This is a genomic window from Arthrobacter sp. AG1021 (genome assembly GCF_003633665.1).
GTDB classification, from domain to species: domain Bacteria; phylum Actinomycetota; class Actinomycetes; order Actinomycetales; family Micrococcaceae; genus Glutamicibacter; species Glutamicibacter soli.
In genome coordinates, this window is sequence record NZ_RBLB01000014.1 from 51,547 (window position 1) to 65,466 (window position 13,920).

The window sequence follows — 13,920 nt, forward strand, 5'->3', positions numbered from 1 at the left end:
CGCACCGTGTGATATCCAGCGGTTCTGCACCGTGAATCAGCTGACTTAGAGTGGATGGGTGCAGCAAATTCACGAGAAGATCAATCACTGGTACCTGAACAACCAACGCGACCTGCCATGGCGCCGCCCCGGGGTCACCGGGTGGGAAGTCATGGTCAGTGAATTCATGTTGCAGCAGACTCCGGTGGTGCGGGTGCTTCCGGTCTGGGAAGAGTGGATGGAACGCTGGCCAACTCCTGAAGATCTGGCGGCCGAACCGCTGTCCGAGGCATTGAAAGCCTGGGGCAGGCTCGGGTATCCGCGCCGCGCCCAGCGGCTGCATGCCGCGGCGGTTGAGATCACCACCGAATACAACGGCCAGGTGCCGCAGACCGAAGCCGAACTGCGGGCGCTGCCCGGAGTGGGAGACTACACCGCAGCTGCCATCGCCTGCTTCGCCTTCGGCGAGCCTACCGTGGTGGTTGATACGAACATCCGCCGCGTCCAGGCCAGGGTGTTCGGCGGCATGGCATTGCCCGAACCCAACCCCCGCGCCAGCGAGTTCGCCCGGGCCCGCGAGGTGCAGCCGGACGACCGCCGGGAGGCGAACCTCTGGAACATATCCGTCATGGAGCTCGGCGCGCTGGTCTGTACCGCGCGCAGCCCCAAGTGCGAGCTGTGCCCGGTCTTCGATGACTGCGCCTGGATCACTGCAGGAAGGCCGGAACCGCACTACACCCCCAAGGGGCAGGCCTGGCACGGCACGGACCGCCAGGTGCGCGGGGCCATCATGGCAATCCTGCGCGAGCACGAAGATCCGGTGCCGGAGACGACGTTCCTGGCGGATCTTTCTGCGCAAACCCACGCGATGTATGTCGCTTTGGGCAAGCTCGAATCCCCGCTGGAGCAGCGCGAGCGGGCGCTGGCGGGATTGCTCAAGGACGGCTTGGCGGTTGCCGACCCGGAAGGCGTCAGGCTCCCCTCCTGAGCGATGGCCGAAAGCCTGTGCCAGAATACGGATGCGCCCCTAAGCTAGGGTCATGGACATTTCTTCTGCTGCCGGCAAGGCACGCCAGACGGCCCGGAACCCATGGTTCCAACGCGCGGCGCGGCTCGGCTACGTGGCCAATGCGGTGCTGCACGCGACGCTCGGTTTTCTTGCCTTGGTGCTGGCCCGGGGTGGCAGCGCCGAAGCCGACCAGAGCGGGGCGCTGCAGACGCTGGCCGGGCAACCCTGGGGGATCGTGCTCCTGTGGGTCTGCGCGATCGGAGCTGCCCTGCTGGGCCTCTGGTCCCTCGCACAGGCAGCACTGCCCCAACCCAAAGCGTTCAGTAGGCTTAAATCCGCGGGCACCGGGATAGTTTTCCTCGGGCTCAGCGGGGCATTTTTGCAATTCGCTCTCGGCAACCAGAGCGATTCGGGGCAGACCACCAGCTCCTTCAGCGCCATGCTGATGCGCTCCACCGCAGGCCGCGGAGCCTTGATCGCCTTGGGAGTGGTGCTGATCGGGGTCGGCGGCTATTTCGTATACCGCGGAATAACCCGCGGATTCCTGAAGGACCTGCAGACCACCGGCCATCGCGCCTTGCGCAAGGCGATTACGGTCTCGGGCGTCGTTGGCTATCCGGCCAAGGGCCTGGTGCTGGCAGCGGTGGGGCTGCTGTTCATCGTTTCCACAGTGCAGGGCGATCCCGAGGAATCGACGGGTATCGACGGGGCGTTGAAGGCTCTGGGCGAGCAGCAGTTCGGCCCCTTTGCGCTGGTACTCGTCGGCGCGGGCCTGCTGTCCTATGCGCTGTTTCTGGTCTTCCGTTCCCGGTTCGACACCATGGAGGATTGAGCTAGAGGGAAATAATCATCCGGGTGTTGCCCAGCGTATTCGGCTTGACCCTTGCCAAGTCCAGAAATTCGGCCACACCCTCGTCGCGGGACAACAGAATTTCCTGGTACACCGACGGGTCCACGGCGCTCTGGTCGGCCATGACGCTGAAGCCCTGGCGCTCGAAGAACTTCACCTCGAAGGTCAGGCAGAAGACACGGTGCACCCCTACCTGGCGTGCCCTCTGGAGCAGCTCCTTAAGCAGTACGTGCCCCACGCCCTTGCCACGCAGATCTGCGGAGGTGGCCAAGGTCCTGATCTCTGCAATGTCTTCCCAGATCACGTGAAGACCGCCGCAACCGACTACGTTCCCGTCTGCGTCTTCAGCGACCACGAATTCCTGGATGGACTCGTAGTAGGTCACCGCTTCCTTGTCCAGCAGAATGCGCTCCTCGGCCAGTGGTCGCACGAGGTTCCGGATTGCAGGGACATCGGTGGTCTTCGCTGAACGGACGGTAAAAGTATTCACCTTTCAAATCCTATGCCCGCAGGATCATGGATTCGAGCTTCGCGGCCGATATGTCACGGAGCGCACCGTGCCACGTGACCTGTGCCAAACTTGGTGTCGGTGATGACTACCGGCTGAAGTGAAGGATGAGAATGTCGCAGAGCACAGCTCGCCCGGGAATGGGGCTGCTATCCATCCTTCTTGCAGCGGTTGGCATCGCCCCGCTGCTGAACTACGGACTCAGTGCCACCAGCGACCTGGTCATCAGGGATCTGGGCATCAGCGAGACCCAGTTCGGGTTGCTCGCCACCGTGTGCTTCGGCTGCGCGGCCATCGGCAACGTGGCGTTCGGCAAGTTCGCCGATCGGCAACCTGATATCCGGCTGCTCCTGCTGGTCTTCGGCATGGCCGCGCTGGCCATGGGCTTTGCCGCGCTGCCGGCGGGGTACGTCTTCCTGCTGGTTGCTTCCGGCATTTCGGGCTTCGCCCAGTCATTTCCCAACGGGGTCACCAACCGCATTCTCGCCCAGCGGGTGCCGAAGAACCAACGCATCGCCTGGACTGGCATCAAGCAGTCCGGCGTCCAGGTGTCCCAGCTGATCGGCAGCGTGGGTTTCCCTATGCTCGCTGCGGTCATCGGATGGCACGGCGCGTCGCTGATTGGCGCCGTGGTCGCCGCGCTGCTGGGCGTTCTTGCCATCAAGGTGGTCTCGGCGGTCCCGCTGCTGCAGGCTCCGGCGCCCGCGGCGCCCCGTTCGGTGTCCGGGCAGGCGGCCAGCCCGGATACCGCCTCTACACGCTTCATCGTTTTCGCGCTGGCCCTCTTCGGTTTCATCAACGGCATCGGCGTCCAAGCGACGAACGTCTACATCCCGCTTTTTGCGGTGCGCGAACTGGATTTCTCGCTGGTTGCAGGCGGCCTCACCGCCGCAGTGGCCGGAGTGGTGGGCGTCAGCGCCCGCGTGGGCTGGGGCAGGATGATGTCCCGCGGCGTTCCCGCGCCGAAGCTGCTGCTCCTGCTCGCAGTGCTCGCCACCGCCGGAGGCTTCGGCTTCCTGATGGCCCAGCAGGCTCATTCGGCCGTGCTGCTGTGGCTTGCCGTGGTGCTTCACGGCGCGTCGGCGCTGGGCGTCTCGGTGGTGTTGATGGCCGCCCTGCTGCGCGCCATTCCAATCAGCCGGATGGGCAGCGCCAGCGGCATCGTCTCGGCAGGGCAGTTCGGCGGATTCACCATCGGCCCGCTGGCCATGGGCCTGCTGATCAGCTCCCCGGGCGGCTTCACCGCTGGCTGGATCGCCGTGGTCTGCATCTACCTCAGCTGCACCCTGCTCGGCCTGTTCCTGGTGTTCCGGCGCCACAGGAGCTCCTAGCCGATGGATGCCAAGATGCTGAAAACGCTGGCCCACCTGCGCCGGGCACGGGATTTGATGGACCGGCACTATGCAGAGCCGCTGGACGTGCCCGCCATGGCTCAGCGCGCGCTCATGTCCCCGGCGCACTTCTCGCGCGAGTTCAAACGGGCCTACGGCGAAACTCCGCACTCCTATCTGCTGACCCGGCGCATCGAACGGGCCATGCACCTGCTGCGTGCCGGGGTGGGAGTCACGGATGCCTGCATGCAGGTGGGATGGACGTCGTTGGGCTCCTTCAGCACCCGCTTCACCGAAGTCGTCGGGGAGTCCCCCTCGGCCTACCGGGAACGCGAGCATTCGCAGACCGAACAGATCCCGTCATGCATTGCCAAGGTCCTTCTGCGGCCCGAAAGATTCTGAGCAGTTTTGGAGAAGCGTCGCGGCAGCAGGCTCCCCTAGCCTGAAACCATGACAATCATTTCAGTGCAATACATCCCGGTCACCGTGCTGGACGTGGACGAAGCCCTCGGCTTCTACCGTGACGGTTTGGGGCTGGACGTGGTCTCCGACGTATCCAACGCAGGGTTCCGCTGGGTCTCGCTGTCCGTCCCTGCCCAAGGCGGCCTGAATCTGGTGCTCTCGACGCCTGGCGCGGGCCGCTCCGACGAGGACGCGCAAGCGCTCGGTGAGCTGGTCGCCAAGGGCGCCATGGGAGGGCTGGTGCTCACCGTGCCGGATCTCGATTCGCTGTTCGACTCCTTGTCGTCAGGCGGGGCCGAAGTGCTGCAGGAACCCATGCAGCAGCCTTGGGGACCACGCGACTGCGCATTCCGGGATCCGTCGGGCAACATGATCCGCATCAATCAGGCAGCTTAGGAGCAAACATCATGACCACCACCGATCAGGAAGGCTTCAGCGCCGCGGAGAAAGCGGCCATGAAAGAACGCGCGGCCGAGGTCCGCGCCCCGAAGAAGCGCATGACCAAAGCCGAAAAAGCGGCCCAAGCCCGCCAGGACGTTGAAGTCAAGATCGCCTCCTACAGCGGAAGCGACAAGGAAATCGCCCAACGGCTGCACCACATCATCACCACAACCGCGCCACAGCTCGAGCCCAGGACCTGGTACGGGATGCCCGCTTACGCGTTAGACGGGCAGATCCTGTGCTTCATCCAGGACGCGGAGAAGTTCGGGGCCCGCTACCTGACCCTCGGGTTCAACGACGCGGCCCAGCTTGATGAGGGAAGCATGTGGCCGACCGCCTACGCCATCACCTCGCTGGACGAACAGCTCGAGGCGCAGGTCGCCGCGCTGGTCGGCAAGGCCGTCGGAAACTAGCCCAGGGCCTCCGGCCGCGCCGCGGGCAGGATTCCGCTCAGTACCGCGGCCGCGGCGCTGAAACCCGCTAGCAGCGCGAGCAAGCTGAATCCGATCACGTTCGCGCCCTGGTCTTCGGCTCCGGGGATGCTGGCAGCCAGCATCATCCCCAGGCCCAAGGCCAGGACCGCGTAGCCGGCAGCCAGGAAACACACGACGATCGCTTTGGGTCCGGCATACCAGTGCCCCAGCGATGTGAAGTCGTTGCAAGTCCAAATCCCGATGCCGAACGCAGCCGCAGCGATCGCGGCAACCACCCCCAGCACCAGGGGCGTCGAGCCGTAGCCTGCTCCCTCCGGCCCGAGGTGGCGGACCAGCTGGGCGGGAAGACCCGCACGCAGTAGCAGATAGGACCCTGCGTAGAGCAGCAGCGCTGCGCCGGGCCCGATCAGCAATATGGAATATTTGCGAGCTGCAGACATATTCCGAGCCTACCGGCCAGCAGGCCGGTTGCCCAAGGAATGTTAAAGCCCGCAGGGCGCGGACTTGGATTGCTCCAGGTCCGCGCCCCGCGGGTTGTTTAGTGCTTGCCCTAGCTTTCCAGCGCTGCCGGTGCCGGTTCGCCTTCAAGTTCACCGGGGCCGCCTTCGGCGTGGAAGATGAACTTCCGCTGCTCGTCCTCGCCTTCGACGTCCACGGTGACCTTCTGGCCGGTGACGATCTGGCCGAACAAGATCTTCTCGGAGAGCTGGTCCTCGATGTCGCGCTGGATCGTGCGGCGCAGCGGGCGGGCGCCCATGGCCGGGTCGTAGCCTCGCTGTGCCAGCAGGGTGCGGGCGGCGGCGGTCAGCTCAATGGTGATGCCGCGCTCGTCCAGACGCTTGCGCAGTCGCCCGATGAACAGGTCGACGATCTCCTCGATCTCTTCCTGGCTCAGCTGCGGGAAGACCACGATGTCGTCAACGCGGTTCAGGAACTCAGGGCGGAAGTGCTGGCGCAGCTCCTCCTGGACCTTGGCCTGCATGCGCTCGTAGCCGGTGCGGGTATCGCCCGAAGCCTGGAAACCGGTCATGACACCCTTGGAGATGTCTCGGGTACCCAGGTTCGTGGTCATGATGATGATGGTGTTCTTGAAGTCCACCACCCGGCCCTGCGAGTCGGTCAAGCGGCCGTCTTCCAGGATCTGCAGCAGCGAGTTGAACAGGTCCGCGTGGGCCTTTTCCACCTCGTCGAACAGCACCACGGAGAACGGACGACGGCGGACCTTCTCGGTCAGCTGACCGCCTTCTTCGTAGCCGACGTAGCCCGGAGGGGCACCGAACAGACGGGAAACGGTGTGCTTCTCCGAGTACTCGGACATGTCCAGGGTGATCAGCGCGTCTTCTTCACCAAAGAGGAACTCCGCCAGCGCCTTGGCCAGCTCGGTCTTGCCCACGCCGGTCGGGCCGGCGAAGATGAACGAGCCGCCCGGGCGGTTCGGGTCCTTCAGGCCTGCACGGGTGCGGCGGATTGCCTGGGAGATGGCCTTGATGGCCGAATCCTGGCCGATGACGCGCTTGTGCAGCTCGTCTTCCATGTTCAGCAGGCGTGTGGACTCTTCCTCGGTCAGCTTCACGACAGGGATGCCGGTCGAGTTCGCCAGAACCTCGGCGATCAGATCCTCGGTGACCTCGGAAATTTCGTCAAGGTCGCCGTTGCGCCAGGCCTTTTCCTTCTCGTTGCGGGCCTCAATGAGCTTGGACTCCTTGTCGCGCAGCGATGCAGCGCCCTCGAAGTCCTGCGCGTCGATGGCAGCTTCCTTCTCGAGGCGGACGGTGGCGATCTCCTCGTCCATCTCCTTCAGGGCTGGAGGAGCGGTCATGCGCTGGATGCGCAGCCGCGCGCCGGCCTCGTCGATCAGGTCCACCGCCTTGTCCGGCAGGAAGCGATCCGAGATGTAGCGGTGCGCCAGCTGGGCCGCTGCCTGCAGCGCGCCGTCGGTGATGGTCACGCGGTGGTGCGCCTCGTAGCGGTCGCGCAGTCCGCGCAGGATCTGCGTGGTCAGCTCGACGGACGGTTCCTTGACCTGGATCGGCTGGAAGCGGCGCTCGAGGGCCGCGTCCTTCTCGATGTTCTTGCGGTACTCGTCCAAGGTGGTGGCACCGATGGTCTGCAGCTCGCCACGGGCCAGCATCGGCTTGAGGATGGACGCCGCGTCGATGGCACCCTCGGCGGCACCGGCACCGACCAGGGTGTGGATCTCGTCGATGAACAGGATGATGTCGCCGCGGGTGCGGATCTCCTTCAAGACCTTCTTCAGGCGTTCCTCGAAGTCGCCGCGGTAGCGGGAGCCTGCCACCAGCGAACCGAGGTCCAGGGTGTACAGCTGCTTGTCCTTGATGGTCTCGGGCACGTCGCCGCGCACGATCGACTGGGCCAGGCCCTCGACGACTGCGGTCTTGCCGACGCCCGGCTCACCGATCAGGACCGGGTTGTTCTTGGTGCGGCGGGAGAGAACCTGCATGACGCGTTCCATCTCGTGCTCGCGGCCGATAACCGGGTCGAGCTTGCCCTCGCGGGCTGCCGCGGTCAGGTTGCGGCCGAACTGGTCCAGCACTGCCGAGCCTGCCGGCACGCCTTCCTGCTGGCCGCCCGAGCTGACGCCGGCCGAGGCGGTTTCCTTGCCGCCCTGGTATCCGGAGAGCAGCTGGATGACCTGCTGGCGCACACGACCGAGGTCGGCACCGAGCTTGACCAGCACCTGGGCTGCGACGCCCTCGCCTTCGCGAATCAGCCCGAGCAGGATGTGCTCGGTACCGATGTAGTTGTGGCCCAGCTGCAGCGCTTCGCGCAGCGAGAGCTCCAAAACCTTCTTGGCGCGAGGAGTGAACGGGATGTGACCGGAAGGAGCCTGCTGGCCCTTGCCGATAATCTCCTGAACCTGCTCACGGACGGCACCCAGCGAAATATTCAGCGACTCGAGGGCCTTCGCGGCCACCCCGTCGCCTTCGTGGATTAGACCGAGCAGCAGGTGCTCGGTGCCGATGTAGTTGTGGTTGAGCATGCGCGCCTCTTCCTGGGCGAGCACGACAACTCGACGGGCACGGTCGGTAAATCTCTCAAACATCTTCGGCACACTCCTTGCTTACCAATAGTTCGATGCTACGCACCCGGGGCCAGCAATTCTCCCTTGTTCGCCACGGGGATAACCGATGCGGCCGCTTCGCGTTCGCTTCGGTTCGAGAAGATAACCGCAAGTAGATAGAAATTCATTTATTAGTACACCAAGTAAATAGCGAGAGAAATTTTCTTCAGCAAGTGATTAAAGCAGGAAGCCCGCACTTAAAAAGTACGGGCTTCCTAAAATAGAGGCTTATTCCTAGCGCTCGCATTACTTGGCGCGGTTGCGGCCACCCTTGCGCATTGCTGCATTGTAGGCGTCGACAACATCGGCATTCAGGCGCCCACGGGCGTTTACCTTGATGTTGTTTTCCTTGGCCCAGGCACGAATTGCCGGGGCTTCACTCGCTGCGGTCTGCTTCGAGGAGCGCGCTGCCTCAATATAAGGCTCCAAGGCCGCATGGAATTGCGCAGCGTGCTCATCGTTCAAATCGATCTCAAAATGCTGACCAGCGATGCTGAAGGCAATGGATTCGGTTGCTTCACTGCCATCAATATCATCAATCAGCGCAATTTGAACCTGACGTGCCATTTGAGAATTCCCTCCGGCTCTAATGTCGTTGAGTAGTGCTTGCAAGCGTTACTCCAATTTCGTAGCTCAAGTATAGACATTAATACGAAACATTTCGAATTAGAAGATCAATTCACAAGGAATTATCAGGAATAGCTTATTCGCGCGTTGAACGAGTATCCGATTCAGTTCGGTTCTCAATTAGCGCATCCGCTTCTGATTCCGCCTGCCGCTCTTTACGGTCTGCATTGGTAAGTGCTTTCATTACGTACCAAAAAAGCAATCCAAGCGCGATGCTGGGAACGAACGCCTCTACAAATGGCATGGTAATTACGCCTCCGGCTTGAGAAGTGGGAACAAGATTGTCTCGCGAATACCTACATCGGTAAACAGCATGACCAGACGGTCGATGCCCAGGCCGATGCCGCCCATTGGAGGGGCGCCGTATTCAAGTGCGCGCAGGAAGTCCTCATCCAGCTGCATGGCTTCCGGATCCCCGCCGGCGGCCATCAGCGACTGCTCGGTCAGGCGCTCGCGCTGGATGACCGGGTCGATCAGCTCGGAGAAGGCGGTGCCGCGCTCCATGCCGCCGATGATCAGGTCCCAGGCTTCGATGACACCCGGCTTGGAACGGTGCGGGCGTGCCAGCGGCTGGGCCAGCGGCGGGTAGTCGCAGACGAAGGTCGGGTCGATCAGGGTCGGCTCGACGATCTCGCCGAACAGCTCGATGACCAGCTTCTGGGCGCCCCAGGCCGGGTCGAACTTCACTTCGTGCTTTTCGGCGATCTCGCGCAGCACCGAGGCCTCGGTCTCCGGGGTAATCTGAACGCCAACAGCTTCCGACAGGCCCGGGTAGACACTCAGCCAGCGCCATTCGCCGTCGAGGTTGACGGTGCCCTTGGAGGTCTCGATGGTGCGGCCGGCACCGATGGCGTCCGCCGCGTTGAGGATGATCTCCTTGATGCGGTCGGCCATGACGTACTGGTCGGCGTAGGCCTCGTAGCACTCCAGGGTGGTGAACTCCGGCGAGTGGGTCGAGTCGACGCCTTCGTTGCGGAAGATGCGTCCCACTTCGAAGACGCGGTCCACGCCGCCCACGACGCAGCGCTTGAGGTACAGCTCGGTCGCGATGCGCAGGGTCATTTCCTGGTCGAGCGCGTTCAGGTGGGTCTTGAACGGGCGGGCCGAGGCGCCGCCGTGCACCAGCTGCAGCATCGGGGTTTCGACCTCGACGTATTCGTGGTTCTCCAGGGTGTTGCGCACGGCGCGGACAATGGCGGCGCGCTTGTAGACCATCTCGCGGGCTTCGTTGCGAACGATCAGGTCGGCGTAGCGCTGGCGGACGCGGGTTTCCTCATTCAGGTCGGCGTGCAGCACCGGCAGCGGGCGCAGCGCCTTGGACGCCATCTGGAAGGAGTCGGCCATGATGGACAGCTCGCCGCGGCGCGATGAGATGACCTTGCCGGAAACGAAAACATGGTCGCCCAGGTCGACGAGCGACTTCCACTGGGCCAGGCGCTCTTCGCCGACGTTCGCCATCGAGAGCATGACCTGCAGGCGGACTCCGACGCCCTGCGGGCCGCCCTCCTGAAGGGTGGCGAAGCACAGCTTGCCGGTGTTGCGCATGAAGACGATGCGGCCGGCAATGCCGACGACGTCCTCGGTCTCTTGGCCCGCTTCCAGGTGCGCGTACTTTTCGCGGACCTCCTGCAGGGAATGGGTGCGGGCAACGCCAACTGGGTAGGCTTCCTCACCAAGTGCCTGCAGCTGGTTGCGCTTATCGGTGCGGACCTGACGCTGGTCGTTCGGATCAGGGGCCTGTGCGGAATTAATTTCGGAAGTCACAGTATCCCATTCTACGTGTGATTCCGGGGGTGTTGGCCTGATCATGACCAGACTTACACCTCACAGCGCGGTTAACGCGCCGGGCGCGGAAGGCCTGTGCCTTCCGCGCCCGGCAATCGGTCTACCAGATCACTACACGATCCTCCGGATCAAGCCACATGCCGTCCCCCGGCTTGGTCTCGAAGGCCTTGTGGAATGCGTCCAGGTTCTTCGGCACCTGGTTGCAGCGGAACTCCCCGGGCGCATGCGGATCGGTGGTCACCCGGATGACCGCGGTCTCCGGGCGGATCAGCGTGCGCCAGCACTCGGCCCACGAATAGAAGAAGCGCTGGTCGCCGGTGACGCCGTCGATGACCTCGTCCTCGACGATGCCGTTGGCGGCGAGCTCGAGCTTGTAGGCCTTGTAGGCGATGCCCAGCCCGCCCAGGTCGCCGATGTTCTCGCCCAGCGTCAGCGCGCCGTTGACCTGGTGGTCCGGGGCCTCGGTCGGGCTCAGCGCGTTGTACTGGTCAACCAGCTTGCCGGTGAGCTTCTCGAAGGCTGCACGGTCCTCGTCGGTCCACCAGTTGGTCAGCTGGCCGCTGCCGTCGTACTGCGAGCCCTGGTCGTCGAAGCCGTGCCCGATCTCGTGGCCGATCACCGCGCCGATGGCGCCGAAGTTGGAGGCGATGTCGCGGTCGACGTCGAAGAACGGCAGGCGCAGGATCGCGGCCGGGAAGGCGATCTCGTTCAGCAGCGGGTGGTAGTAGGCGTTGACGGTCTGCGGGTACATGAACCACAGCTCACGGTCCACCCCGTCGTCGATCTTCTTCAGCTCGCGCTTGAACTCGAATTCGTTGGCGGCTGCACGGTTGGCGATCACGTCCAGCTCGTCGGTCTGAATCGACGAGTAGTCGATCCACTGGTCCGGGTAGCCGATCTTCGGGCGGAACTTGGAGAGCTTGTCCAAAGCCTTCTGCACGGTGTCCGCGCCCATCCACGGCAGGTTGCTGATGGAGATCCGGTAGGCTTCGATCAGGCGCTGCACCAGCGCGTCCATGGCGGTCTTGGCCTCCGGCGGGAAGTTCCGGGCCACGTAGAGCCGGCCAAGGTCCTCGCCGACGGCGCCCTCGGTGAAGGCAACCCCGCGCTTCCAGCGGTCCTTGAGCTTCTCCACGCCGCCCAGCTTGGCCGAGTAGAAGGCGAAGTTCTCATTCACGAATGCGCTGGACAGGTACGGCGCGAACGAGCGCAGCACCTGCACGGTCAGCCAGTTCTTCCAGGCCTGAAGCGGCTGCTCCGCCAGCAGCCCGGAGAGCGCCTCGATGTAGCTCGGCTGCCAGACCACCACTTCCCCGAAGTACTTCTGATCGATGCCGGCGCCATCCAGCCAGGCGCGCAGGCCCGGCATGAGGCCGAACAGGTCTTCGCCGGTCAGCAGGTTGTAGCGGGCCTGCGCGTCGCGCACCTTGACCCGGTCCCAGTGGTGGGAGGCGATGGCGGTTTCCAGCTGCACCACGGATTCCGCGGCGGATTCGGCATTCTCGATGCCGCCCAGGCCCAGCAGGCGCGCAAGGTGCTCGCGGTAGTCCGCGACGGTCTGCGCGAACTGCTCCTCGCGGTAGTAGGACTCGTCCGGCAGGCCAAGCCCCGCCTGCAGGAAGGTCAGCAGGTTGCGGTCCGGGTCTCCAGCGTCGCTCATCGCGCCGATGTCGACGAAGCCGCTGATGCCCTTGCGGTAGAACGAGCCGGAGAGCTCGAGCAGTCCCTGGACGTCATTGACCCGGGTGATGGCTTCCAGGTAGCTGGCCACCGGGGCCGCGCCGCGCTCCTCGATGACCTGCTCGTTCATGAAGGACCCGTAGAGGTGGGCGATACGCCGGGTTGCGCCGTCGATCTCGGCACCGGACTGGTGCGCAGCGACCGCGTCTTCGATGATGGCGTGCACAGCGGCCTCGGCCTCGTCGCGCAGTTCCATGAAGGAACCGTAAATGCCCTGGTCGCTGGGGATGGTCGCAGCCTCGAACCATTTGCCGTTGCTATGGCGGTACAGGTCGTCCTGCGGGCGAATGGCGTCGTCGCGGTACTTCAGGACATCAGGCAATTCGGTAGTCAAGGAGCTGCTCCTTCGTAGAAGATCGGGCTAAACCTATTACACACTGTAACCAGTTCTTCTGAAATAGGGTTCGGCTCCGGGAGTCCTCCACCCACGGCTTAAACAGCTGCTGCCCCGAACACCGAGGTGTTCGGGGCAGCAGATACGTGGGAAAGCCTGAAATCCGCAACAGTTCGCTGCGGTCAGCAAGCTTCGCGTGCCTAGAATCAGCTCCAGATATCGTCGCCGCGCAGCGAGGCATCCGCGCCGCCGTCGATGTAGATGGTCTGGCCGGTGACGTGGGTGTTTTCCTCGCTGGTCAGCCAGAGCAGCAGCTTGGCGATGACAACCGCTTCCGAGTGGTAGTTCAGCGGCATTGGCACGTGGGCGTCAACGCCGGCACGGCCCTCTTCGGTCGAAAGCATCTCGCGCGTCATGTTGGTGATCACGGTGCCTGGCGCCACGGCGTTCAGCGGGATGCCGGCGCCGGCCCAGGCGGGGGTGATGCATTCGCGGCGGACCCAGCGGCTGAGGGCACGCTTGGACGACGGGTAGTTCAGGTAGCCAGTCCTCGGGCCCTGCTCTTCCAGGGACTTGCCGATGGCCAGTGCAGCGTCTTCGTCGCCCGACAGCAGGGCGTCGACAAGCTCGACCGAGTTCGGCTGCAGCGACGCCATCGACGACACCACGGCAACGCGTGGGGCCTCGGACTGAGACAGTGCCGGCAACAGTCCCTCGAGGTACTGGGTGACGCCGAAGAAGTTGACAGCAACGGTCAGCGCCTTGGGAGCGGAAATGCCAGCAGCTGCGATCACTGCGTCGATCTTGCCCTCGCTCAAGCGCAGGGTCTCTTCAATGGCGTCCTTGCGTCCTTCAGGGGTGGAGAGATCTGCGGTGATTTCAGCACCGCGAAGGTCCACGCCGATCACCTTCTGGCCGCGTTCGCGCAGAAGTTCTGCGGTTGCCATGCCGATTCCGGATCCTGCTCCAGTTACGATGTAAGTTCTCAAAACCTGAGTCCTCGATTCATCTCGATGTCTGTCGCTGAACCGCGGAAATGAGTTCGCGGTGAGCGCTTAAGAACAGACTAGCGACAAAAAGGCGTTTAGCAGGAAATCAATCTTGGTCCGGAACTCCATTGTCTAAGTCAATTATCGGCCCGGAATCGGGGTTTAAAATAACGGGAGGCCCCGACACATGACGTGTCGGGGCCTCCCGTTAACCACGTGCGGCCCCGGACTGACAAGTCCAGGACCACACGCACCAAGTTAAGTCCGGCGGTGACCTACTCTCCCACACCCTCACGAGTGCAGTACCATCGGCGCAATGGGCCTTAGCTTCCGGGTTCGGTATGGGACC

14 protein-coding genes and 1 rRNA gene are annotated in these 13,920 nt (G+C 63.6%); 6 read left to right on the plus strand and 9 right to left on the minus strand.

All coding sequences use genetic code 11. The annotated features are described in order from the left end of the window. Window positions 1-58: 58 nt before the first annotated feature. Together DFO58_RS18010 and DFO58_RS18015 are read left to right on the plus strand one after the other, a co-directional pair. Entirely contained in the window at window positions 59-967 is a 909-nt protein-coding gene (locus DFO58_RS18010; RefSeq protein ID WP_047117662.1) for an A/G-specific adenine glycosylase, read from the plus strand. A 52-nt stretch (window positions 968-1,019) separates the two neighbouring features. Next, a complete protein-coding gene (locus DFO58_RS18015; protein ID WP_120991921.1) occupies window positions 1,020-1,820 on the plus strand; it encodes a DUF1206 domain-containing protein in 801 nt (266 codons plus the stop codon). 1 nt (window position 1,821) lies between these two features. Here DFO58_RS18015 and DFO58_RS18020 read toward each other — a convergent pair whose 3' ends face one another. Further along, window positions 1,822-2,328 (minus strand): amino-acid N-acetyltransferase, encoded by a 507-nt coding sequence (locus DFO58_RS18020; protein ID WP_047117660.1) that lies wholly within the window; start codon window positions 2,326-2,328, stop codon window positions 1,822-1,824. A 131-nt stretch (window positions 2,329-2,459) separates the two neighbouring features. On the opposite strand from DFO58_RS18020, the gene DFO58_RS18025 reads away from it, so the two are divergent. From DFO58_RS18025 to DFO58_RS18040, 4 genes are read left to right on the plus strand one after another with little or no spacing between them, the layout of a single operon-like run. Next, on the plus strand, window positions 2,460-3,677 hold the full coding sequence (locus DFO58_RS18025) for an MFS transporter (RefSeq protein ID WP_183043263.1): 1,218 nt from the start codon (window positions 2,460-2,462) through the stop codon (window positions 3,675-3,677). Window positions 3,678-3,680: 3 nt separating this feature from the next. Then, window positions 3,681-4,079, plus strand: a complete 399-nt coding sequence (locus DFO58_RS18030) for an AraC family transcriptional regulator (RefSeq protein ID WP_047117710.1) — start codon at window positions 3,681-3,683, stop codon at window positions 4,077-4,079. Window positions 4,080-4,127: 48 nt separating this feature from the next. Next, window positions 4,128-4,535, plus strand: a complete 408-nt coding sequence (locus DFO58_RS18035) for a VOC family protein (protein ID WP_053797151.1) — start codon at window positions 4,128-4,130, stop codon at window positions 4,533-4,535. 11 nt (window positions 4,536-4,546) lie between these two features. After that, entirely contained in the window at window positions 4,547-4,993 is a 447-nt protein-coding gene (locus tag DFO58_RS18040) for a DUF1801 domain-containing protein (RefSeq protein ID WP_120991922.1), read from the plus strand. Here DFO58_RS18040 and DFO58_RS18045 read toward each other — a convergent pair. From DFO58_RS18045 to rrf, 8 genes are all read right to left on the minus strand, one after another. Further along, window positions 4,990-5,454: a hypothetical protein gene (locus DFO58_RS18045; protein WP_147407334.1), complete on the minus strand. Its 465-nt coding sequence runs from the start codon at window positions 5,452-5,454 to the stop codon at window positions 4,990-4,992. The two genes, DFO58_RS18040 and DFO58_RS18045, sit on opposite strands and share 4 nt — an antisense overlap. 110 nt (window positions 5,455-5,564) lie before the next feature. After that, the gene (locus DFO58_RS18050) at window positions 5,565-8,078 is read right to left on the minus strand and encodes an ATP-dependent Clp protease ATP-binding subunit (RefSeq protein ID WP_053797148.1); all 2,514 of its coding nucleotides are present in this window, start codon (window positions 8,076-8,078) and stop codon (window positions 5,565-5,567) included. A gap of 264 nt (window positions 8,079-8,342) precedes the next feature. Further along, on the minus strand, window positions 8,343-8,663 hold the full coding sequence (locus DFO58_RS18055; RefSeq protein WP_047117705.1) for an Lsr2 family protein: 321 nt from the start codon (window positions 8,661-8,663) through the stop codon (window positions 8,343-8,345). Window positions 8,664-8,799: 136 nt separating this feature from the next. Beyond that, window positions 8,800-8,967, minus strand: a complete 168-nt coding sequence (locus DFO58_RS18650; protein WP_181728182.1) for a hypothetical protein — start codon at window positions 8,965-8,967, stop codon at window positions 8,800-8,802. Window positions 8,968-8,972: 5 nt separating this feature from the next. Then, entirely contained in the window at window positions 8,973-10,532 is a 1,560-nt protein-coding gene (gene lysS / locus DFO58_RS18060) for a lysine--tRNA ligase (RefSeq protein ID WP_120991923.1), read from the minus strand. A 76-nt stretch (window positions 10,533-10,608) separates the two neighbouring features. Further along, window positions 10,609-12,582 (minus strand): M13-type metalloendopeptidase, encoded by a 1,974-nt coding sequence (locus DFO58_RS18065; RefSeq protein ID WP_082344590.1) that lies wholly within the window; start codon window positions 12,580-12,582, stop codon window positions 10,609-10,611. Between the two features lie 206 nt (window positions 12,583-12,788). Then, window positions 12,789-13,571 carry an SDR family oxidoreductase gene (locus tag DFO58_RS18070; RefSeq protein ID WP_082344589.1) on the minus strand — a complete coding sequence of 261 codons (783 nt, stop codon included), beginning with the start codon at window positions 13,569-13,571 and terminating at the stop codon, window positions 12,789-12,791. A 262-nt stretch (window positions 13,572-13,833) separates the two neighbouring features. After that, window positions 13,834-13,920 (minus strand): 5S ribosomal RNA (rrf, locus tag DFO58_RS18075); the annotation flags it as partial.

Coding starts and splice junctions, on each gene's coding strand:
- DFO58_RS18015 (WP_120991921.1), top strand. CDS start 1,020: ATGGACATTTCTTCTGCTGCCGGCAAGGCACGCCAGACGGCCCGGAAC.
- DFO58_RS18025 (WP_183043263.1), top strand. CDS start 2,460: ATGTCGCAGAGCACAGCTCGCCCGGGAATGGGGCTGCTATCCATCCTT.
- DFO58_RS18030 (WP_047117710.1), top strand. CDS start 3,681: ATGGATGCCAAGATGCTGAAAACGCTGGCCCACCTGCGCCGGGCACGG.
- DFO58_RS18035 (WP_053797151.1), top strand. CDS start 4,128: ATGACAATCATTTCAGTGCAATACATCCCGGTCACCGTGCTGGACGTG.
- DFO58_RS18040 (WP_120991922.1), top strand. CDS start 4,547: ATGACCACCACCGATCAGGAAGGCTTCAGCGCCGCGGAGAAAGCGGCC.
- DFO58_RS18045 (WP_147407334.1), bottom strand. CDS start 5,454: ATGTCTGCAGCTCGCAAATATTCCATATTGCTGATCGGGCCCGGCGCA.
- DFO58_RS18050 (WP_053797148.1), bottom strand. CDS start 8,078: ATGTTTGAGAGATTTACCGACCGTGCCCGTCGAGTTGTCGTGCTCGCC.
- DFO58_RS18055 (WP_047117705.1), bottom strand. CDS start 8,663: ATGGCACGTCAGGTTCAAATTGCGCTGATTGATGATATTGATGGCAGT.
- DFO58_RS18650 (WP_181728182.1), bottom strand. CDS start 8,967: ATGCCATTTGTAGAGGCGTTCGTTCCCAGCATCGCGCTTGGATTGCTT.
- lysS (WP_120991923.1), bottom strand. CDS start 10,532: ATGATCAGGCCAACACCCCCGGAATCACACGTAGAATGGGATACTGTG.